Here is a 24,110-nt window from a genome sequence, read left to right on the forward strand (position 1 = left end):
TAAAGAGGTGAATGGAAGAGTGATTGAACATGATGATTTTCAACTGAAAGCAGCGGCGAAGGAAAGGGTGAGGGAAAGAGCCTACTGGACATCGATCTTATCAGGTGTCCAGCTTGATGGCCGCATTCCTCATACGGTTTCAAAGGCCGAGCCTGCTGCAATGAACCGATCGCTTCATTCGTCCTTCCCTGTGGCTATGAATCATTCGTTAAAACAATTATGCGGAGATTCTGATTTGCGGCTGTTTATCGTGCTAACCACAGCAGCTTTTGGCTTGCTTCAACGTTATAGCGGAAAAACTGAGTTGATGGTGACTGTTCCTACAATGGAACAGTCTGCCAATCAATCCGCCATCAATCATATGCTGCCGCTTAAGGCAGAGATTGAGCCTCATATGAGCTTTAGCGCAGGGCTAGAGGCAGTGAAACAATCGTTTCAGGAGGCAGTGCGTCATCAAAACTATCCTGTTCAAATATTAATGGATGAGCTTTGGCGTTCAGTAGGAGAAGACAAGAAGCGTGTCAATCTGGCATGTGCATTTGAACCATTGCATGGGCATGCTGACCGAGAGCAGCTGCATGCGGATGTGCTTATTGTTTGGAAGAAAGAACAAGATCACCTTCATGCTGAAGTTCACTGGGATGCTTCCATTTATGATGACCACATGATGGAGCAGTTCTCCAATCATTTCATGGGATTCACAGAGCAATGTCTCGAAACGCCTGAGCAAATGATGAGCACACACTCATTTTTATCTGATGTAGAGAAAAGTCAGCTGTTTGATTCGTTTCAAGGGGAGTCGCTCGCTTATCCAGTGGACCGTGATATTGTGTCTTTATTTCAACAACAAGTTCAATTGCATCCAGCACGAACGGCTGTTGTGTTTGGCACTACCTCCTATACATATGAAGAGGTTGATCATTTATCTGATCGCATTGCGCTTAGACTGTCTCAAAGTCAGATAACACGTGAGACTCCTGTTGGACTCAAAATGTATCGATCTGCTGAACTAGTCATTGCCATTCTTGGCATCTTAAAGGCGGGCTATGCTTATTTACCGATTGATGTCCATCTGCCGATCGAAAGAATTCGGTATATGCTCAAAAACAGCGGCGCTGCAGCTATTGTCTCGGATGCAGAAGGACACGAAGGATTGGATGTCGAGGTTCATGTGATTCAAGACATGCTTCAAGAATCATCAATAAAAGAGAATCTGACTTGGTCTATCTCGCCTTCCGATATGGCGTATGTCCTGTATACATCAGGTACAACAGGGCATCCGAAAGGTGTCGTTATTGAACATCGTCATGTCATAAATTTGGTATTTGGAATGAAAACGCGCTTTTTTGATCTACTCCCTGATCCTTTGCAAGTAGGGATGCTAGCTTCACACATTTTTGATGCGTCTGTTCAAACATTGTTCCCAGCATTGCTCCTCGGACATACGCTGCATATTGCCAAAGATGAAGTCCGTATGGATGGGCATGCGTTATGGTCGTTTTACCAAGAACATCACATTCAGCTGTCTGATGTGACCCCCTCCCACTTGAAGCTGATGAACAAAGCAGCAGCGCAATCAAGACAAGACCTGCCTGCGTTGAACATGTTGCTGGTTGGCGGAGAGGTGTTCACAAAAGAGCTGATGGATCAATTTTTACAGCATATATCAGGTGAAAAACCGATCATGATTAATGCGTATGGGCCGACTGAATGTACGGTTCAGTCATCATCCTTTTTGATTCCCCAAGACTGGGATGAGCAAGTCATTCCTATTGGACAGCCGATGCCGAATGAGCATATTTTCATATGTGATGCGCAAGGAGAGCCAGTTCCGATTGGCGTCTTTGGAGAGTTATATATAACAGGCGATGGTGTAGGTCGTGGGTACATCAATCACCCTGATCTGAGCAAGGAGAAATTTATTGAAAAACCAGAGCTCAGCAGCGGGATGTTATATGGTACGGGAGACCTTGCAAGATGGCGGTTTGATGGTTTATTAGAATTTGCAAAGAGAAACGACAGTCAAGTGAAAATTAGGGGATATCGAATTGAGCTAGAGGAAATCCGCAGAGCGATTCTTGATGACCCGCATATGCAAGGATTGATTCAAGATGTCATTGTCATTCCTAAGGAAACGCAGGATCAGGACCAATACATTTGCGCATACATGATGGCAAAACAAGTGATAGATCAGCGCGCGCTTCGTCAGTCTTTAAGTGATAGATTACCAGGTTATATGGTGCCGAGACATGTCATCCAAATAGAGCAATTTCCTTTGAATCTATCAGGGAAATTGGATATCCAAGCACTGCCGAATCCAGAAGATCAGCTGGTAGACAATCAAGAGCCTGTGACCATTCAAGCACATAATGAAACAGAGCAGAAGCTTGTTCGTATTTTCGCCTCTATTTTACAAGTCCCTGCTTCGCAGATTCGTATAGATGAACCGTTTTTTGACTTAGGCGGGAACTCTTTTAATATCGTTGAGTTGTCCAATAAAGTGAAGGAGGAATTTCAGCAGGAGCTGACAGTGATGGAGCTGTTCCAATTTACAACTGTTTCACAAATAGCTGCTCAATTAAAAAACAAAGCATCAGGGCAAGAGAAACAAATCGAAGATGATAGAGAAAATGAAGCGGATGACTTAGAAAGTGCCGCTCAACTGTTAGGCGGGATGATAGATGAGTAAGTTCACAGGATTAGAGGTTGCAGTGGTTGGGATGGCCTGCCGTTTTCCAGGAGCAAAGAATATTCATCATTTTTGGGACAACCTTGCAAATGGAAGAGAGTCTATTACGTTCTTTTCGAAGGAAGAGCTGCTTGAGGCAGGGGTTGAGAAAGAAGCATTGGATCATGAGCAATATGTATGTGCCAAAGGAGCAGTTGATCAGCATGATCATTTTGATGCAGATTTCTTTGGTTATTCACAGCGTGAAGCAGAAGTAATGGACCCGCAGATCCGCATGTTTCATGAGGTGGCGTGGGAATCTCTTGAAGATGCAGGCTATAACCCTGAAACCTATCAGGAACCAATTGGTTTATTTGGAGCCGCCTCTGCTAATTTATATTGGCAAGCTGCTTCCATGCTGATGAGAACGAATCACTCTTCCGAACAATTTGCGGCTGTTCAGTTAACAGATAAAGACTTCATGAACACAAAGGTATCTTATAAATTGAATTTGAAGGGGCCGAGCGTAGCTGTTGATACAGCTTGTTCTTCCTCTTTGACTGCCATTCATATGGCGGCGCGCGCCTTAATTACCGGAGAATGTAAAATGGCTCTCGCAGGCGGCGTCACCATTACGACCCCTCACAAAAAAGGATACATGTATCAAGAGGGGATGATCATGTCGCCAGATGGGCACTGCCGGGCTTTTGATGAACAGGCAGAAGGTACCGTAGGCGGTGAGGGCTGCGGCGTTGTTGTGCTCAAATCATTAAAGCAGGCACTAAAAGATAAGGACCATATCTATAGCGTGATTAAAGGTTCAGCCTATAACAATGACGGTGGGCGGAAGGTTGGCTACACAGCACCAAGTATAGAAGGACAAAGCGAAGTGATTAAAAAGGCACTCAACATCAGTCGTGTAGAAGCTGAGAGTATTTCTTATATTGAAGCACATGGCACAGGTACAACTCTTGGAGATCCGGTTGAAATTGAGTCACTAAAGAAAGCCTTTCAAACGGATAAAAAACAGTTTTGTGCGATTGGGTCTGTGAAAACCAATATTGGTCATCTTGATTCAGCCGCAGGGGTTGCAGGTTTTATCAAGACAACGCTTAGTCTGTACCATCAGATGCTGCCGCCTAGCCTTCATTATAAAAAGCCGAATCCGAAAATTGATTTTGAATCAAGTCCATTTTATGTCAATACAACACCCGTACCATGGACGAAAACAGAGCAGCCGCTGCGTGCCGGAGTTAGTTCATTTGGAGTCGGTGGAACGAATGTACATCTGATCATGGAAGAGGCACCCGCCGCCGACAAACCGTCAGTAGAAAGAGATCATGAACTAATGGTGATTTCTGCAAGATCGAAGCAGGCGGTTCAAAAATCTGCTGAACAAATGACATCTTATTTAAAAGATCAAAAGCGTGTCACACTATCCGAGGCTGCCTTTACACTGCAAGAGGGAAGAAAGCATTTTCCTTATCGACAAGCTTTTCTTGCAGGTCCTGACCGCACATTCCAGTCAGCGGGACAGCCGCAAAAGGCCTTTCAACAGCCTGCAGTCGTCTGGATGTTTTCTGGACAAGGTGCTCAGTATGTGAATATGGGCAAAGATTTATATGAGAAAGATCCTGAATTTAAACAAATGCTTCAGAAATGTTTTGCCATCATTTTATCTTTATCAGGTGTTGAGATCGAGAACGTGTTATACCCAACAACCGAAGAAGAGTTCATAAAAGCAGAACAGCTCATGCAGCAAACATCATATACACAAATCATCTTGTTTAGTTTTGAGTATGCGCTCGCATCGAAGCTGATGGGACTAGGCATACGTCCGCATTATTTCATTGGTCATAGCATTGGAGAAATAACAGCTGCCTGCGTGGCCGGTATTATTCACCTTGAAGATGCAATCCGTATCGTTTTAAAAAGAGGCAGTTTGATGCAAAAAATGCCTCGGGGTGAAATGGCCGGAGTGTCACTCTCTGCCGAAGAGATTGAACATGATCTTCCTGAAGGTGTCGAGCTTTCTGCGGTGAATAGCTCGCAATTATCTGTTGTTTCCGGTCCTTCAGAACGATTACAGATCTATCTCGAACAAGCTGAAAAAAGAGGAGCTTCTGTCCAAACATTGAAAACCTCTCACGCCTTTCATACGAGTATGATGGCTGAAGCGTCCGAACAGTTTAAGCACGTTCTCTCGGAAATCACCTATCAACAGGGCGAGATTCCGATTCTTTCGAATGTGACAGGGAACTGGTTAACAAATGAGCAAGCATCATCGCCTGATTACTGGGCATCTCATATCAGGCAGCCTGTTTTATTTAGTCAAGGATTAGAGACGTTACTTGGACTTGGAGAAGTGGTTTTCATTGAAGTGGGGCCAGGTCATACGTTGACTCAATTTGTGAAACGACATGAGGACTATGATGTGAACAAAGCAGCAGCTGTTTCATTGGTGAGACACCCAAAAGAACAAGCTGCTGATGATGAATATATGAAAAAAGCTATAGGGAAGCTGTGGAGTTTTGGAGTGGAACCGAACTGGAGCGCTGTCAGAAAAGAAAAGGCCCCATATCGAGTGTCACTGCCAACATATCCATTCGAGCATCAAATATTCCCCTCTCCGCAGTTTAAAGCAGATCAGCTGATGACCGCTATAGCGCCATCAGAAAAGGGTGAGAAATTCTCCGCTGATTTTGAAGACTGGTTTTATATACCGGTGTGGGAGCGCTCTGCACCTGTACTAAAAGAGCAGCATCATCAAGGGAAGCGTATCTTGGTTTTTGAGAAAAGTGGTCATATTGGCGACTATTTGAAAGAACGGCATGCAGAAGTTGTCAGCGTCTGTCAAAGTGATCATACGATCAAAGAAAATGACCAGTTGATGAAGGCTGACGTTCATATGCTGTCACACTTAGAGTGGGTTATGGCTGAACTGCACCAATCTGGGTTTATACCGGAAGAGATCATCTGGATGCATGATGAACTGACAGAAGATACAGGTGATCAGCCAAACTACTTATCTGTACTCGATCTCGTCAGGCTCATCAGTCAGCATCATAACACAACCATCCGTCTTCATCTTGTGACAAATCAAGCGCATGATGTCATCGGGATGGAGAAGGTCAATCCTCTTCAAGCAACATGCACTGGACTAGCTCTGACCATTCCTCAAGAATATCAGCATATTGCGTGTCAGCACGTTGATTTATGTCAGGAAACAAAGGCGGACTGGCCGCTATTTCTTTCATATGAGGTGGCAATGCACGATCAAGAGGCGCTTGTGGCGTATCGGGGGAACAGCAGGTGGGTTCGAAAAGCTTCAAGTACACCTTTAAGTAAAGAGGAATCGTCCACGCAGCCTTTCAGGACTCATGGTGTTTACCTCCTGACCGGCGGTATGGGAGGCATTGGCTTCACACTAGCTCAACATTTAGCAGAAACGTATCAAGCAAAACTTGTGTTCCTCAGCCGATCACAGATACGTGAACGCTCTGCATGGCATGAGCTGAGTGATGCAGATGGGAAAGAAGCTGAAACCGTGAAAAAGCTGATGACTCTTGAAGAGTTAGGAGCTGATGTACTAACTGTACACGGTGATGTGTCGGATAAAGACGCTGTGCAGAAAGCGGTCCAGCTGGCTCATACAACGTTTGGCGATTTACATGGTGTCATCCATGCGGCAGGAGAGGCAGATGGGAAGATCATCCAAGCAAGAACAGCAGACGATGAAATTCGCATGTGTCAGGCAAAAATCAACGGGACCTATGTGCTGGATGAAGCACTCAAGAATGAAACGCTCGACTTCGTTTTACTTTGTTCATCCCTAGTGTCTTTTCTTGGAGCGGCTGGACAAGTGGCTTATGCGGCTTCCAATGCTTTTATGGACAGCTTTGCTCATGCGAAGAGACAGGAAAGAAAGCCAGTGATTTCATTAAACTGGGATCGATGGGAAAAAGTCGGCATGGCACACGACTCAGCATTAGCGGCCAAAGTCAATGACATGATGGCGCTCGAGGAGCAGGCGGGAATTTCACCAGAAGAAGGAATCAAGGCCTTTCAGGAAGTGCTTCGTCTAGACTATCCACAAATTCTTGTTTCTGTTCGAGACATGGGTGAGAGAATAAAGCACCGCTTAACACCTATGCAGGAGGAAAAAGAGTCGTCGCAACAAATATCGCAGGTCATAGATGATCGCCTAGAAGTCTCATTGAGTGATGCACTCAGCTCCTTTTTTCCTCATGAACCGGATGTGAATGAGAACTTCTTTGAAATGGGTGCGACATCCCTTGATTTGCTGCAGATGAGCGGTCATATTAAATCAATTTATGGGATAGAGGTTCCAGTGGTCATGATGTATAGTCATCCAACGATCGCGTCATTGGCTGCAGAACTGAAGAAGATACATGGCGTGAAGGAAGAAAAGCAAGCTGTCACTGAATCATCTAATCTCCGCAAACAGGCGATGGCAGATGGGAAAAACCGCCGTAAACAGAGATTAAAACGAAAATAGATGGGAGAAATGCAGCGTATGTCTGATCAAGAGCAATGGAGCGAATCTGGACTTGAAATTGCAGTTGTAGGATTAGCAGGTACATTTCCTGGGGCACCGAATGTGCAAGCGTTTTGGGAAAATGTGTCGCAAGGGAAAGAATCCGTTACGTTTTTCACTGATGAAGAATTAAAGGCAGCGGGTGTAGATGAGACGCTGCTAAAACGTTCTGATTATGTCAAGGCAAAGCCATATTTAAAACAGGCATCATCATTTGATGCAGACTTTTTTGGCTACTCTCCGCGAGAGGCATCGATTATGGACCCGCAAATTCGATTGATGCATGAATGCACATGGCATGCGCTTGAGGATGCAGGCTATGAACCTGAGCAATACGAAGGTTTAATTGGTCTTTATGCTGGGGCATCTAGCAATCTATCGTGGATGGGGCAGCATATGTCGTCACTTGCAAAGAACGAAGATGTGTTTCAAATCATGCATCTCAATGACCCATCCTTTGCTTCTCGAATTGCCTATAAATTAAATCTAAAAGGTCCAAGCGTATCGGTGCAAACGGCTTGCTCCACATCGCTTGTTGCGATCCATATGGCCTGCCAAGGATTAATCGGCGGTGAATGTGACCTTGCTTTAGCAGGAGGTGTCACACTCCATCAGCCGCAAATCACAGGCTATCAATACCAAGAAGGAATGATTTATTCTCCTGATGGTCATTGCCGTCCGTTTGATGAAAAAGCAAAAGGAACCGTTTTTGGTGAAGGTGCAGGCGTTGTTGCACTAAAACGATTAAAAGATGCGATAGAAGATGGAGATTTTATTTATGCTGTCGTAAAAGGATCTGCAACGAACAATGATGGAAGTAATAAAGTCGGCTATACAGCCCCAAGTGTGAGTGGACAGGCAAGTGTTATTGAATCTGCGTTAGAAATGGCTGAGACAGAACCAGAGACGATTTCTTATATCGAAGCACATGGAACGGGTACGCCTGTTGGAGATCCGATTGAGATTGAGGCGCTTACTCGTGCTTTTCAAACAGATCAACAAGGCTATTGCCGAATTGGATCAGTCAAAGCCAATATTGGGCATTTAGATGCCGCAAGCGGCGTAGCTGGTTTTATCAAAACAGTCATGATGCTGCATCATCGTCAATTTGCCCCGATGCCGCACTTTGAGAAGCCGAATCACCGTATTTCTTTTGATCAAACCCCATTTTATGTTGGGACAGACAAAGAGGAGTGGAAGACATCTCAATTGCCAAGGAGAGCTGGAGTCAGTGCCTTTGGTATAGGGGGAGCAAATGCTCATGTCATCTTAGAAGAGGCACAGCCGAGAAAAACAAACAGCAAGGCCTCGTCCAAAGAATTAATTGTGCTCTCAGCTAGATCAACGCATGATCTGAAGAACATGACAAAAAACTTAAAGGAATATGTCTCCTCACATCCTGATCTCTCACTTGGTGAAGCAGCTTATACATTACAAAGTGGAAGAAAGGCTTTCAAATATCGAAAAGCGTTTGTCTGTTCCACGCGGGAAGAGTTATTAGCGGAGCTGCAATTGCTGAATGAAGAGACAGCAGGCAGAGAAAGTCATCTTTATAAACGGATCAACATGAAGCTGAAGGGGTACCATGAGTCAGGTTTACGTGATTACATCGAGCTGTATGAGAAAGATCCTTCTTTCAAAACAGAAGTGGATCGAATCGTAAGCCTTGTCCAACCCGCTGTACCTATCAAAAAAGATGAGCTGTTCCATCCTAAACAAAGCCGTCAATCAGAAGTGGCGATGCTGATCATGACATCGGCTTTTGCCAACATGCTAAGATCAATCGGAATTGAACCAGATGGCTGGATTGGAGAAGGCAGCGGAGTCTGGACAGCTTTATATGCAGCAGGCGGCCTTGAGCTAAATGATGTGGTATCTATTGTGTATCATCTTCATGACACCGAGACGGTTAATCAAAGGCTGGCTTCCCTGCCTCAGAGGACACTAAAGCAGCCTGTTTACTTGCAGCAAACCGGGGAGGAACTAATCACTTTCGACCCATCGTCTGCAAAAGGTCTTCTTAATATGGATCAGCCTGTAAAATCACCAATGATTGAGCAAGAATCACCAGCTTTGATCATTGACCTTTCAATGAAACAAGGGATTGTATTTGAAAAGGGAGTAGAAAAAACAACCGAACCACTTGATGGAGACATGCTTCAAATCGCAGGTGTTCTTTGGGAAATAGGAGTCGGCTTAGCCTTTCCTTTAACAGATGAGAAGAACAGGCAGCGTATTCCGCTGCCTGGGTACCCATTTCATAAAACCGATTTCTCTGCACAAACAAATACGATGGCAGCCATTGAACCGCAAAAGCCGCAGAATGAACAGCGTGTCTTTGCTTCACTCGCTTCTTTACAAAAAGAGATTCACGACATTGTGCAAACTCATTTTGGGTTTGATCAAATGGATGATGAATCGCCATTTTTTGAATTTGGTGCGACATCCCTTGATATTTCTCAGCTTGCAGCGAAAATATCTGAGCACGTCGACAAGCAAATTGACACTGTGCAATTGTATCGGTTTGCGACAGTGGCAAGTCTTGCTGAATATTTATTTGAAGAACAGTCAGAACAGGTTCAAACGCCTGCTTCTCGCCCAGTAAAAAACACGTCCCAAGAGCATACGGATATTGCGATTGTCGGAATGGCTGGAAGATTCCCAGGAGCTTCATCGCTAGAAGACTTTTGGCAGCGTCTTGTGAATGGCGAGGAAATGATTCACTTTTTCACAGAAGAAGAGCTCAAGAAAGCAGGGCTGGATGCGTCTGTCTACCAGCATCCGAATTTCATTGGAGCAAAAGGTCGTTTACAAGAGATCGAAGGCTTTGATGCAGACTTCTTTAACTATTCTGCTAGAGAGGCAGAGCTAATGGATCCGCAGTTCAGGCTCTTGCATGAATGTGCTTGGGAAGCGCTGGAGGATGCTGGCTGTGACCCTGATCGAATAGCAGGGAAAATTGGCGTTTATACAGGAACGAGTCCAAACCATGAGTGGCTGACGCGCTTTGCCCATCAAATGGAAGCAACTGAGCAGTTCAGCGCCATGCTGTTAAATGATCGTGAGTTTTTTAGTACGCAGCTTTCTTATAAATTGAATTTGCACGGGCCTAGTGTGACCATGCAGACAGCTTGTTCGACCTCACTTGTCAACATAGGCATGGCCTGTCAAGCATTATTGAATCAAGAATGTGATGCCGCACTGGCTGGCGGTGTGACGGTCAGTTCTCCAGAAAATATCGGCTACATCTATCAAGATGGGATGATTCAATCAAAAGATGGACATTGCCGTCCGTTTGACCAAGAGGCGAGCGGAACCATTTTCGGAGATGGAGCAGGAATTGTTCTACTAAAACGTTATGAAGATGCGATGAGAGACGGCAACCCGATTCATGCGGTCATCAAAGGGGTTGGTGTGAACAATGATGGCAGCCGAAAAGCTGGTTTTACCGCTCCGAGTGTGGAAGGACAAGCAGAGGTTTTAAAAGAAACGTATGAAAAATCAGGTATCGATCCCGCGTCTATCGGTTATATAGAAGCTCACGGTACGGGGACAAAAATGGGAGATCCAATTGAGGTATCCGCTCTTAGCCAAGTGTTCAAAGGGACAGATCCGCTGACGATTCCGATCGGTTCTGTGAAAAGTAATGTCGGACACTTAAATAGTGCGGCAGGGATTGCAGGTCTGTTTAAAGCCATTTTGGCTCTCCAGCATAAAACGATCCCGCCAACCATTCATTATGAATCACCCAATCAGGAAATTCCTTTCAAAGATACACCGTTTTATGTGAATCAAAAGGTGTTGTATTGGAAGGAAGCAGATGGTCCGAGAAGAGCGGGAGTCAGCTCTTTTGGTATCGGCGGAACGAACGCTCATATGATCATAGAAGAGGGCATACAGGCGAAGCAAAAACCAGCTTCTACCCAAAAGCAGCTACTCGTCTTATCTGCTAAAACAGATACTGCTTTAGCGAAAATGACAGAGCAATTAAAGCAGTATGTGATCCAGCATCCTCAAGTTCCGCTTGAAGATATTGCTTATACATTGCGGTATGGCAGAAAGCAGTTTCCATACCGAAAAGCGATCGTACTCGCGTCTGCTGATGAATGGATGCAGCAGAAAAAGCTTGAAACGAGTGTGTTCCGAAGCCAAAAATGGCGCAAAGCAACCTTTATGTTTTCAGGTCAAGGCGCTCAGTATGCTGGTATGATGCGCGGGTTATATGATGCAGAGCCAGTGTTCAAATGGGAAGTAGATAGATGCTTTAAATATGTAATGGAAACGGAGCAAGTGGATTTAAAGGGCATTGTTTTTTCCGAGGATGAAACGAACGAAGACATCACAAAAACGTCAAATGCCCAGCCGCTCCTCTTTATATTTGAGTATGCATTAGCCAAATTGCTTCAACATAGCGGTGTTGAGCCAGAATCAATGATTGGACACAGTATCGGCGAATACGTTGCCGCTTGTTTGTCAGGGGTCTTTTCTCTCGAGTCTGCATTAACACTCGTGATGGCAAGAGGAAGATTAATGCAAGACATGGAAAAAGGCGCGATGCTTAGTGTGCAATTACCAGAGGCGGAACTCGTCTCGATGATCGATGAATCGCTTTCTGTTGCTGCTGTCAATGCAAAAGACCTTTGTGTCGTTTCTGGAAGAGAAGAGCATATCGCTGCATTTGAAAAGAAACTGCAAGACAAAGGAATTATCACAAGACAGCTCCATACTTCTCATGCCTTTCATTCCTACATGATGGAGCCGATGCTTGAGGCGTTTCAACAAATCGTAGAAAAAGTAGAATTGCAAGAGCCGGTTATTCCGTTTATATCGAATGTCACAGGCACATGGGCGACAAGTGAAGATGTGATGACAGCATCTTATTGGACGAACCACCTGCGTGGAACCGTTCGTTTTCATGAAGGTCTATCTCAGCTGTTAACCGATGAAGTACGAGCACTCATTGAAGTTGGACCTGGAAACAGCTTGACGGCATTAGCGAAACGTCATGAAAACAAAGAGTCACATCATGATGTCCTGAATATGGTGAGGCATACGAGAGAACAAGCGGATGACCATGCATATTTCTTAAAGAGAATAGGAGAGCTATGGGCAGGGGGCTACGAGGTCAAAGCGCAGCAACATCCAACTCAAGAGGAACGTCAGCTCGTATCGCTGCCGACCTATCCATTTGAGCGGAAACGATATTGGATTGAAGCAGGAAAGTCAGCGTCTCCGCAGCTATCCGCCCCTAAGGAAACGAAGAAGAAAGAGATGGAAGAATGGTTCTACCTGCCTTCATGGGAACAGCAGCCGCTAAAACCAGTTTTCGAAAAAGAAACAGAAGAACAAACGTGGCTCATTTTCAGGGAACAGGATGCTTTTCATGAACTGTTTACCCATTCATTTAAGCAAAAAGGGATCAAGGTCATTTCAGTCACAAAGGGTGAAGCTTATCAAGTGCAAGATGATTCGTTTACGATCAATCCGGCAGAAGGCCAGCACTACCGAAATATGCTAGATTCATTGTCTAATAGAGGCATCAATATCCAGCGGATTCTGCATTTATGGGAAGCTGCGAAAGAAGATGACAACTCGAATCGTCAAGCTGCTTTTCAGGCGCACATTGAAAAAGGCTATTACAGTTTAATTTTCTTATCTCAAGCGATTGCTGCCCAAAAAAATATTCGAGAATGCCGTCTGTTTACGATCACTAGCGGAATTCAGCCAGTCACAGGCAATGAGACGATATGTGCAGAGAAAAGTGCAATGCTTGGACCATGTAAAGTCATTTCACAGGAATACCATCATATTAAGTGCTGGAATATCGATGTGGAAGACGTGCCAGAAGTCATGTCTTGGAAGGAACAAGTCCTTGTCGATCTTATTTTGCAGGAAATCATGCAGCCTGGAAAGGACCAGCTTGTGGCGTATCGTCATCGAAAGCGCTGGGTAGAGAGCTACAAGCATTTGCCGCTACAAAAAGAAGATGGACTTCCGAAGATGATCAGGCCAAATGGTGTGTATCTGATTACAGGGGGTTTAGGTGGTATCGGATTTGTTCTGTCAAAGATGCTGGCGAAGGAAGGAAATGTACATCTTTATTTAACTGGAAGAACGGCATTGCCGCCAAGAAATGAATGGGCGTCATATGTTCAACAAGCAAATGCCGATGAAGCGCAGCGCACGAGAATTGAAAAGGTGCTTGAGCTCGAACGATTAGGGGCAACAGTAGAAGCGGTGCAGGCGAATGCAGGAGATCTTGATCAGATGAAACGTGTATTTGATGCCATTCGCAAAAAGCATGGCGGCGTTCATGGTGTATTCCATGCAGCAGGATTACCAGGAAGTACATCCTTCCGTGCCATCAAAGATATCCCTTCTACACTGGCGCAGGGAGAGGATCAATTCCAATCAAAGGTGAAAGGGCTGGATGTGCTAGAGCAGCTGCTGGAACAAGAACAAGCAGACTTTTGTCTTCTCTTTTCTTCCATTAGTGCATTGCTTGGGGGCTTAGGATTCTCTGCTTACTCAGCGGCTAACTTATATATGGATGCATTTGCAGCTAGACTTAATCAACATAGTCAAACCCCGTGGATGTGTGTGAACTGGGATGCATGGAATTTCTGGGGTGAGCTAGAATCCACAATTGGTGAATCGATCAATGAGCTTGCGATTTTACCAGAAGAGGGTGCTGAGCTGTTCCAGTATGTTCTGTCTAACCGGCAGAATCGACACATGCTCGTGTCCACAGGAAATCTTGATGAACGGATAGATCAATGGCTGTCACTAGAGTCTAAGACCGCACCAGATGAGGATTCATATGAAGTGTCTAAGCACGAAAGACCAGAGCTGGGCAATCCATATGTGGCGCCTCGAAATGAAACTGAAAAAGCGATCTGTCAAGTATGGCAGGATTTTATGGGCATGGAACAAGTGGGCATTCACGACAATTTCTTTGATCTCGGCGCAAGCTCGCTGGATATTGTTCAAGTCACCAATCGGTTAAATCAAGCACTTCAAACAAATGAAGCGGTTGTGACCTTGTTTACGTACCCTTCTGTTGCAGAACTTGCGAAATATATCCAGCCTTCTGAGGACTCGAAGGAAGAAGCGATGGAAGAAGAACTAGCCGTCGTCACTTCAGGTGATCGAAGAGCTCGTTTTAAACAGCAACGGAATAAAAGATTGAGAGGCGGAATCGAGAATGAATGATACAACGAATCATTATCATGGCGCAGAAATTGCTGTTATCGGTCTTGCAGGTCGTTTTCCAGGGGCCAAAAATGTAGATGAGTACTGGGAGAATCTGAAAAAGGGAAAAGAAACAATTTCTTTTTTTACAGAGGAAGAATTACGGCGTGAAGGTACAGATGAAGCTTTATTAAAAAACCCCCGTTTTGTTAAAGCAAAAGGAATGCTAGATGATGTGGATTTATTTGATGCAGATTTCTTTGACTATACACCAAAGGAAGCGGCTATGATGGACCCGCAGTTTAGACTGTTTCATGAATGTGTTTGGACGGCGCTTGAAGACGCTGGGTACGATCCGTTTGAATATAAAGGGCAAATCGGTCTTTATACAGGTGCAGGGATCAATACAGAATGGGTCATGAGAGCACTTCAAGGGGCGGCACAAGGTGAAGATTCGAAAACACTGGAAGCTGCCGTTCTGAATATGCGTGATTATTTAGCGACGATGATTTCATATAAATTAAATCTGAAGGGACCGAGTATGGTGGTGCAAACCGCCTGCTCGACCTCGATGGTGTCGATTCATTTAGCCGTTCAGGCTTTATTAAGCGGCGACTGTCATATGGCAGTTGCAGGCGGCGTGTCCATTCGCCTGCCGCAAAAATCGGGCTATCTGTATCAAGAAGGCATGATCCATTCATCTGACGGACATTGCCGCGTTTTTGATAACAAAGCCGATGGAACCGTTTTTGGTGATGGTGCAGGTGCTGTTATTTTAAAAAATTTAGAGGATGCCATTGAAGACGGCGATCACATTTATGCTGTCATTAAAGGATCATCTATTAATAATGACGGAAATAGAAAAGTAGGATATACAGCACCAAGTACGAAAGGTCAAGTTTCAGCGATTAAGACAGCACTTCGAATGGCTGAGGTGGAACCTGAAACCATTTCGTACATTGAAGCACATGGAACCGGGACAACCCTCGGAGATCCGATCGAAATTGAAGCGCTCAAGCAAGCATTTGATACAGATAAAAAAGGCTTTTGCCGGATTGGTTCTGTCAAATCGAATGTTGGTCATTTGAATGATGCATCAGGTGTCGCGGGCTTTATTAAAACCGTTTTAAGCTTAAAGCATCAAGTGATTCCGCCGACCATTCATTTTGAAACACCAAATGAAAAAATTGAGTTTGCCGATTCGCCTTTTGTTGTAAACACAGATTTGACGCCATGGAGCACGCAAGAATCTCCTCGCCGGGCAGGTGTAAGCTCATTTGGGATAGGTGGAACAAATGCTCATGTCATTTTAGAAGAAGCACCTGCTGCACGTGTAGCAACAGATAGCCCTGAGGAGAGTGAACTTCTTTTATTATCTGCCAAAACACCAGCAGCTCTTGAAAAAATGACGGATCGTCTTGCGGACTACTTACTCCAGCATCAGCAGCAAGTCCGTCTAAGTGACGTTGCCTATACGCTGCAAACAGGGCGCCATCATTTCCCGCATAAACGTGTCATTCTTGGAAGTAACACGGCTGACATGCTACAGGCGCTCAGTCAAAGGTCAAAAGAGGTGGTCAAGACGGCCAGCTCCCAAACATCGAGCCGTCCAGTCGTCTTTCTTTTCCCAGGCCAAGGATCTCAGTATGTAGACATGGGGCGTCAGCTTTATGACAAATATCCAGTCTTTAAGGAAGCGCTGGATCAATGCTTGAATCAATTCAAACAGCATGTCTCAGTTGACCCATTTCGTCTTTTGTTTTCAACAGAAGAAAGTGATGATCGTCAGCTGATCAACCAAACAGAATACACGCAGCCGCTTCTGTTTAGTGTGGAATATGCTTTGGCTAAATTGCTGATTCATTTTGGCGTCAAACCGCAGGCACTGATCGGCCACAGTATTGGAGAATACACGGCTGCTGCGGTATCTGGTTTACTATCTGTTGAAGATGCCGTAGATCTTGTGGCTTATCGCGGACAGCTCATTAGCCAGCTTCCAAAAGGCTCTATGCTGAGCGTTCCTTTGAGTGAACAGAACGTGCTGTCATATTTAACAGATGAACTTTCACTTGCAGCAGTAAATGGTCCTGAATTGTGCGTAGTGTCAGGTGAGACCGCAGCCATTGATGCACTTGCTGAGAAGCTGGAGGCTGCTGAACATGGGTGTAGAAAGCTTCACACCTCTCATGCTTTCCATTCTAAAATGATGGATGACATCTTGCCATCATTTAAAGAAAAGGTCGCCGAGTATCAATTGAATGCGCCGTCTATCCCGTATATTTCTAACGTCACAGGTTCGTGGATTGACCATGAAGCAGTGCAAGACCCGGCATATTGGGCTGATCATTTGCGACAAGCAGTTCGTTTCCGTGATGGAGCGGAGACATTATTAACGGAGCTTGATCCTATTTTCGTTGAAGTCGGGCCAGGGAATACGTTAAGTGCCTTTATTCGCCAAGCTTCAAAGGAACATCATCAGCAGCCGATTCCATTAATGCGTCATCCAAAAGAAGAGGTAGCCGACGACCGCTACCTGCTGGGAAGATTGGGTGACATCTGGCTTCAAGGGGTGCCGGTTGACTGGACAAGATTGCGAAATCAGACATCAAATCAAAAAGTATCCTTGCCAACCTATCCGTTTGAACGACAACGATATTGGATTGAAAAGGTAGATACAGCTGCATTATCTTCATCTTTAGGTGTGCAAATGGTGGTGCCAAAGGAAAACAAGACACAGGAAATAGAAGAAAACAATCAAGTCCATGCCGCCGCATCGAATGACATTGAGGCAACGTTACAGCGGATGTGGAAAGACATTTTAGGAATTGAAAAGGTGGAAAGAGACGACCATTTCTTTGAGCTTGGGGGACATTCGTTAAATGCCACCGGTCTCATTTCTCAAATTCACAAAGAGTTTGGTGTAGAGCTAACGCTCACAGATATGTTTAACAATCCGACGATTGAAAAGCTCCAAGCATTCATCGAGAAGGCTGAGAAGCATCAATATTTCAAGATTGAACCAGTCGAAAAGAAAGACACGTATCCATTATCTGCTGCTCAAAGACGGACATTCCTCATTCATCAGCGTATTGGTCAAGTGACCTCATACAACATGCCGATGGCACTAAGATGTAAAGGGGAAATTGACGTCGAGCGCTTTGAGCAGACCTTCAAGCAATTAATTGATCGTCATGAAACCTTGCGAACGACCTTTGAATTAAAAGATGGTGAACCGGTTCAGCGGGTCCATGATGACTTCCAGTTTGCTGTTGAATTGACAGAGGCTGATGAAGAAGGATTAGAAGCACAAATCGATGAATTCATTCGTCCATTTGACTTAAAGGCTGCACCATTGATCCGTGTGCGTTTTGTGAAAATAGCAGCACATGATCACCTCTTATTAGTCGATATGCATAATATTGTGGCGGATGGAGCGAGCATGAACATCTTTATTAAAGAATTTACTGAGCTCTATCGAGGGGAAACCTTGCCGGAACTCACTGTTCAATATAAAGATTATGCAGAATGGCAAGACAAATATTTCCGCAGCGAGATGTTCCAAAAGCAGCAGGATTATTGGAAGCAGCAAATTGGCTCAAATGTGCCAACTTTGACAATGCCATATGATTTTGAACGGAAGGAACAATCCTTCTTAGGAAGAGCGATCAAATTCAACATTGAACCGCACATCGTGGAGAAAATTGAACAGCTTGCTGAACAGTATCAGCTGACAAATAACGTCATCTTGTTCCAGCTCTATGGACTGCTGCTCTCACGTTATGCAGATCAAGAGGAGCTGATTGTCGGGTCACTTGTGGCTGGACGGCGTCATGCAGATATTGAGCATACAATTGGCATGTTCACAAACTTCCTGCCTATTAAACTAGACATGGTACAAGACGCAACCTTTACAGAGCAACTGGCGCAGACAAAGCAAGTGCTGCTGGATGCGTATGACCATCAAGAGTACCCATTTGATCAAATGGTCGAGCATCTGAATCCAAAAACAAGACCGCATCGCAATCCATTTTTTGATACAATGCTCATTTACCATAATGAGTACGATCCGAATATTAAAATCGAAGCCGATGGACTAACATTTGAAACACATGAGTTTGCAAAGGGAATTTCCAAACTCGATATGAAAATGGATGTTGTTAGAGAAGTAACAGGTGAGTTAAAGTGCGTCCTTCAATACAATCTTGCACTGTTTAAACATGAGACAATGCAAGCGTTCGTCAAGCACTTCGAGCACTTGGTCGAACAGGCTGTTCAAACACCTGATCAATTGCTCAAGGATTTCGCTGTTCTTTCACAGGAAGAAGAACAGGCAGCAAAGGAGAAAAGGGAGCGTGCAGAGGAAAAAGCACCGCTCGTACTAACGGTCAGCTCGACATTTACAGCAGATCCGATCGCACCTTACATTCAGTACTGGACCAAACAGTTTGACGTGCAGCTGGATGTTCAATTTGCACCGTATGGGCAGGTATATCAGGAATTATTAAATGAGCGCAGCCTTATCTCACAGAAGAAAAACGGTGCGAACCTTCTGCTCATTCGTTTAGAGGATATTACAGGCCCAGCTCATCTTTCACTGGAAGAAAAGAAAAAACAGGCTGCAGAGCATGCTGAAGAACTTGCAAGCGTTCTGAAATCAAAAACGAAACATAACCTATATTTTGTTGGGATTCTGCCGATAAGTGCTGCTCTTAAAGACACGCTGCAAGATGTGGAACAAGAGTGGATTACTCAATTATCTGAGATAGACGGTGTTCAATTGATTGATTGCCGTCAGCTTGCGCAGCAATATCAGATGAATGACATCTTTGATGCAAAAGGAGAGCAAGCCGCACATCTCCCATTCACAGAAGTCTTTTGTGGAGCCATCGGAACAAAAGTCGCACGTGAGTTCATTGCATGGCAAGGTGCACCATTTAAGGTAGCAGCCATTGATTGTGATCACACGCTTTGGAGAGGTGTCGTTTCAGAAGACGGTATAGAAGGCATCGATATTACGCCAGAACATCAAATGCTTCAGCGCTTTTTAAAACAAAAGCAAAAAGAAGGTCTCTTGCTTGTCTTAAGCAGCAGGAATAATGAAGAAGATGTGTGGCGCGTGTTTGAAAACCACCCAGATATGATCTTGCAAAAAGACGATATTGTCGACTGGCGGATCAATTGGGAAAGTAAACCGGCACATCTCAAAGAGATGGCAGATTCACTGAATCTTTCATTATCTCAGTTTATTTTCTTAGACGATGATCCTGCTCAGTGCTTGCGTATGAATGAAGAGCTGCCTGAAGTGATGACCCTGCTGTTACCTGCCAATGAAAAAGCGATTCCATTATTCGCCCAGCATGCTTGGGCATTCGACCGCTATGATATTACAGATGAAGATAGAGGGCGAACAACGAGCTACAAGGCTGAAAAAGCTCGTCAAAAAGAGCAAGCAGAATCGCCGTCTATGGAGCAATTTTTACAAGATTTGAATTTGAACATGAGTGTAACAGAGTGGGAAGAAAAGCACCTTGCCCGCGTGGCGCAAATGAGCAGCCGCATTAACCAATTCCGCTTAAATGATCAGCGCTTTGATGAACAGCAGCTGAGAGAGCGATTGGAAAATGAGCGTGTTCAGGGCTGGATTATTGAGTCAGCGGATCGCTTTAGTCATGAAGGAATTGTAGGGGCGATCTTGGCTCATCATGCAGGCGACACCTTGATCATCGATGCATGGATGCTAAGCTGCCGTGCGCTAGGGAAAGGGATTGAGCAAAAATGTCTGACATGGCTCGCTGAGTATAGCCGTCAGCACCAGATTTCTGCTATTGAATTCACATTTGCATCGACTGGACGTAATGAGCTGTTCAAGTCATTTATGAAAGAAAACAAGATGCAGGAGATTGAGGAGCAGCAAACATACCGTATACAAGTGGAAGAAATCGGTTCACTAAGTGATCACATTCAGATTGTTGACCACCTGTCACCTCGTCAGCACCCAGCTGAAGAAATAGAGGGTCAAAGGGTGGAGACAGTAAGTCATTCAGCTTCTGAAGGTTACACATGGGAAACGGTTCAAACAGATCAAACGCTGCACAGCGGTTATGTAAAAGCCCTTAAGGTACATGATCAAGAAGGTCTTCGATCATTATTAAAGACAGAACTAACGCAGGATCAAGGACTTTACGCACAGCCAACTAATGAACGCGAGGCATTGCTTCTTGAAATTTGGTGTGACATTCTTCATGTGGAAAAAGTAGGAATTGACAACGACTTTTTCGATTTGGGAGGAAATTCTTTACTTGCTGTCAAAATGGAAGTAGAGATTGAAAAGAAGGGTTGGTATGTTGATGATTTGAATTTTGCTGAAAAACACACCATTCGAGAATTAGCAAAATATATGAAGAGGGAGAATCAGCATGCATAAAGATGTAAAAGCCATATATGAAGAATCAAAAATTTTAGATGAGGCCACTCATTTATACGGAGTCCAGCGAAGTGATATCCACTTTATCGCAGATGCAGAAAACTATGTGTATGAACTTAAAAAAGACGGAGAGTCTTTCATTTTAAAAATTACCCATACCATCCGCAGATCACCTGATTATATTTTAGGTGAAATGGAATGGCTCCATCACTTAGCGAAGGGCGGACTTTCGGTTGCAAAACCAATTGCTTCATTAAATGGCCGTGATATCGAGCAAGTAGACGATGGGCAAGGCGGTTCATTTTTGCTGCGAGTCTATGAAAAAGCACCAGGCCATAAAGTCGAAGAGGCAGACTGGAATGATGAATTATTTTATGCGCTTGGACAGTACACAGGCCGCATGCATAAACTGACAAAAAGCTATCAGCTGTCAAACCCGCGATATAAAAGACAAGAGTGGGATGAAGAGGAGCAGCTTAAATTACGTAAGTATGTACCAGCCGATCAGACGCTTGTGTTCGAACAAGCGGATCGGTTGATGGAAAAGCTGTCAAAGCTTCCGAAAAATCAGGATACGTACGGATTGGTTCATGCGGATCTTCATCACGGAAACTTCCACTGGGATCAAGGCAAAATTACGACCTTTGATTTCGATGATATCGGGTACAATTGGTTTATGAATGATATTAGCATTTTGCTATACAATGTGTTGTGGTACCCAGTCATTCCATACGAAGACAAAGCAGCTTTTGCAGGAAACTTTATGAAGCAGTTCCTTAAAGGCTATCGTGAAGAGAATGAGCTTGGGGATGAGTGGCTTGCCTACATTCCTGACTTCCTTCGCTTACGTCACGTGCTGATCTATGGCTTGCTGCATCAAGCATTTGATTTGGCTACCATCGGAGAAGAAGAGAAGGCCATGCTCGCTAGCTTCCGCTCTGACATTGAGCAAGCAGCGCCGATTACAACGTTTGACTTTACAAAGCTAAGTCAATCTTAACATCAAAATCCCCGCCTCTGTGATAAGGCGGGGATTGTTTTTTTATGGGCGATAGGTGGACGGTGATTCAATGATGTGAAACAGATTCTTTCCTTGCTTTGTATTATCGATCCAGCCTTGAAATGCTGCTTTCCCAGGTCCATATGCATAGACAGGGACATCCTCACCTGTATGAGCAAAGGTTGTCCAGCCTGAGAAAGAACGTTGATCAAAGATGTGTTGAATGCTGAGTTGAATCGTACTGGCCTTCCCTGATTGTGCCGCTTTTTCCACCTGTGAGATTTCCTTTTTTGTGAGTGAGAAATCAATATTGGTGTGAAGGACATCACGTACCGATTGGCCGTCTGCGATTTTCTTTGTCATATACACAGGTGTTTTCTTAGCAGCTAGAATGGGTGCTGGGTCCCATTTATAGCCGGTTTCACTTGTCATGCCATCTGCACCAAACGAAAAGCCGCCAGTCGCATGATCTGCTGTGATGACGACGAGGGTTTCTTGATCCTTTTTAGCGAATTGAAGAGCCGCTTGGACTGCTTTCTCAAAATCCTCCATCTCACTCATGGCGCCGACCACATCATTTTCATGTCCAGCAGAATCAATGGTACTGCCTTCAAGCAGCATGAAAAACCCATGCGAATTGTCTTGATTTAATTGGGTCAATGCTGCCAGTGTCATGTCTTTTAAAGTAGGCACATGCTTTGGACGATCGATGGCTCGATCCAGCTCGTCCTCTTGGAATAAGCCGAGCATTTTCGAAGATGATTGGGAAGTTAAATCATCTTTTGATCTTAGAATGGAATATCCGCTCTTCTTAAATTCTTTCACAAGATCACGGTCTTTTCGGTCAAAATATTGCATTCCGCCACCTAGAAGGATATCAACTTTGTGCTCTCCGCCTATTTTCTCATCAAAAAAGTGGTCTGCAATTTGTTCTTTGTTTTTTCGGGAGACGTTATGTGTGCCAAAAGCGGCAGGTGTCGCATCGGTGATGTCAGATGAGACAACAAAGGCTGTTTTCATTTGTGCTTCCTTTGCTGCTTCAACGACACTTCTAAGAGGTTCTTTATCTTGGTTGACGGCGATGGCATCATTGTATGTCTTTTTTCCAGTCGCCATGGCCGTGGCTGCGGCAGCTGAGTCGGTAATATTATCTCGAGGATCATCTGGGTGTGTGGTCTGCATCCCGACTAAATGCGGGTCCCAGACGGTTTGTGCTTTTGGAGAACCAAGCTTTTCCTGCTTGAATGTGCGGTAGGCTTTGATCACGGGCATCCCCATTCCATCGCCAACGATAAAAATAATATTTTTTGGTGTTTTCGTTTGTTTCTTGTCTGCTGCATTTGTTGATACGGGAGTGACATAATGTGAGGTCAATAAAGCAGCGAATACGAGTACTACTAGAATTCCACTCATAAGATAAATACGTTTTTTACGATTCATAGAGCCCATGAAAAATCCCCTTTTATCATTTATTTCATAATTTGTATTTTATTTGAATGAAGGTGATGGTTCAACCCCTTTTCCCATAAAAAAAGGTGATGAGACTTTTGACTCATCACCTTTTATACCGTATCACACTTGACGCCAACGACGCCTTCTAGATCTTTAATATCAAAATACACATCAGTTGTATAGCGATCTTTATGCACGCGTACACGTACTTCCATAATCGGATAGTTCTTTTCTGTTAAATCATCAATACGAACAGAATGAATGCGAATATTGAGGGCTTTCATTTCTTTTAAAATATCCGTCATACGGTTTCGATCAGAAAGAGACATTCTGATGCGTATTTCTTTTTCCTGTAAGCGAATCGGTCCGATCCGCTGGAAGAGCCACGGTAGAAATTCGACACTAACCAGAATAAAGAAAAGACTGAGGAAGGCTTCTTTATAAAATCCTGCACCTGTTGCAACCCCAAGTCCTGCTGCTCCCCAGATCATCGCAGAAGTCGTAAGACCTGAGATGACATCATTGCTTTTTCGCAGAATCACACCTGCTCCAATAAAACCAACACCAGATATAATTTGCGCCGGTAACCTGAGTGGGTCCATTTGAAGCCTAGAGACTCGAGGGAAATTGTAGGCTGCATCAATGCTGATGATGGTTAACACGCAGGAGCTGACAGCAATGACAATACATGTTTTTAAGCCGAGCGGCTTTTTCTTCAGCTCTCGTTCGAGCCCAATAATCAAACCGATTAAGGTGGCCACGGCTAACTTTAAGACTGTATCCCATTCAATCGTCCAAAACATGCGTATCGCTCCTT

Annotated in this window: 7 protein-coding genes; 5 read left to right on the forward strand and 2 right to left on the reverse strand. The window is 44.4% G+C overall.

Annotated elements, in window-relative coordinates:
* Positions 1-19 precede the first annotated feature (19 nt).
* Genes MHI16_RS03700 through MHI16_RS03720 form a run of 5 tightly spaced genes read left to right on the forward strand, consistent with a single transcriptional unit; the run spans position 20 to position 21,841 of the window.
* On the forward strand, positions 20-2,689 hold the full coding sequence (locus MHI16_RS03700; protein ID WP_058015503.1) for a non-ribosomal peptide synthetase: 2,670 nt from the start codon (positions 20-22) through the stop codon (positions 2,687-2,689).
* Positions 2,682-7,187 carry a type I polyketide synthase gene (locus tag MHI16_RS03705; protein WP_342498094.1) on the forward strand — a complete coding sequence of 1,502 codons (4,506 nt, stop codon included), beginning with the start codon at positions 2,682-2,684 and terminating at the stop codon, positions 7,185-7,187. The genes MHI16_RS03700 and MHI16_RS03705 overlap by 8 nt, the downstream gene beginning before the upstream one ends.
* Positions 7,188-7,205: 18 nt before the next feature.
* A complete protein-coding gene (locus MHI16_RS03710; RefSeq protein ID WP_342498095.1) occupies positions 7,206-14,438 on the forward strand; it encodes an SDR family NAD(P)-dependent oxidoreductase in 7,233 nt (2,410 codons plus the stop codon).
* Entirely contained in the window at positions 14,431-20,841 is a 6,411-nt protein-coding gene (locus MHI16_RS03715) for an HAD-IIIC family phosphatase (RefSeq protein WP_342498096.1), read from the forward strand. Before MHI16_RS03710 ends, MHI16_RS03715 begins: the two co-directional genes overlap by 8 nt.
* Positions 20,834-21,841: a phosphotransferase enzyme family protein gene (locus MHI16_RS03720; RefSeq protein WP_342498097.1), complete on the forward strand. Its 1,008-nt coding sequence runs from the start codon at positions 20,834-20,836 to the stop codon at positions 21,839-21,841. The genes MHI16_RS03715 and MHI16_RS03720 overlap by 8 nt, the downstream gene beginning before the upstream one ends.
* A 42-nt stretch (positions 21,842-21,883) precedes the next feature.
* Here the strand turns inward: MHI16_RS03720 and MHI16_RS03725 are convergent, their stop codons facing one another.
* Both MHI16_RS03725 and MHI16_RS03730 read right to left on the reverse strand, forming a co-directional pair.
* The gene (locus MHI16_RS03725) at positions 21,884-23,290 is read right to left on the reverse strand and encodes an alkaline phosphatase (RefSeq protein WP_342498098.1); all 1,407 of its coding nucleotides are present in this window, start codon (positions 23,288-23,290) and stop codon (positions 21,884-21,886) included.
* Positions 23,291-23,403: 113 nt separating this feature from the next.
* Positions 23,404-24,102: an MgtC/SapB family protein gene (locus MHI16_RS03730; RefSeq protein WP_170966033.1), complete on the reverse strand. Its 699-nt coding sequence runs from the start codon at positions 24,100-24,102 to the stop codon at positions 23,404-23,406.
* Positions 24,103-24,110: the final 8 nt, after the last annotated feature.

This window comes from Bacillus sp. FSL K6-0923 (assembly GCF_038630825.1).
GTDB classification, from domain to species: domain Bacteria; phylum Bacillota; class Bacilli; order Bacillales; family Bacillaceae; genus Bacillus; species Bacillus pumilus.

Bases quoted from the DNA above. Each gene is read 5' to 3' on its own strand.
- MHI16_RS03720 (WP_342498097.1), top strand. From the start codon at position 20,834: ATGCATAAAGATGTAAAAGCCATATATGAAGAATCAAAAATTTTAGAT.
- MHI16_RS03705 (WP_342498094.1), top strand. From the start codon at position 2,682: ATGAGTAAGTTCACAGGATTAGAGGTTGCAGTGGTTGGGATGGCCTGC.
- MHI16_RS03725 (WP_342498098.1), bottom strand. From the start codon at position 23,290: ATGGGCTCTATGAATCGTAAAAAACGTATTTATCTTATGAGTGGAATT.
- MHI16_RS03710 (WP_342498095.1), top strand. From the start codon at position 7,206: ATGTCTGATCAAGAGCAATGGAGCGAATCTGGACTTGAAATTGCAGTT.
- MHI16_RS03715 (WP_342498096.1), top strand. From the start codon at position 14,431: ATGAATGATACAACGAATCATTATCATGGCGCAGAAATTGCTGTTATC.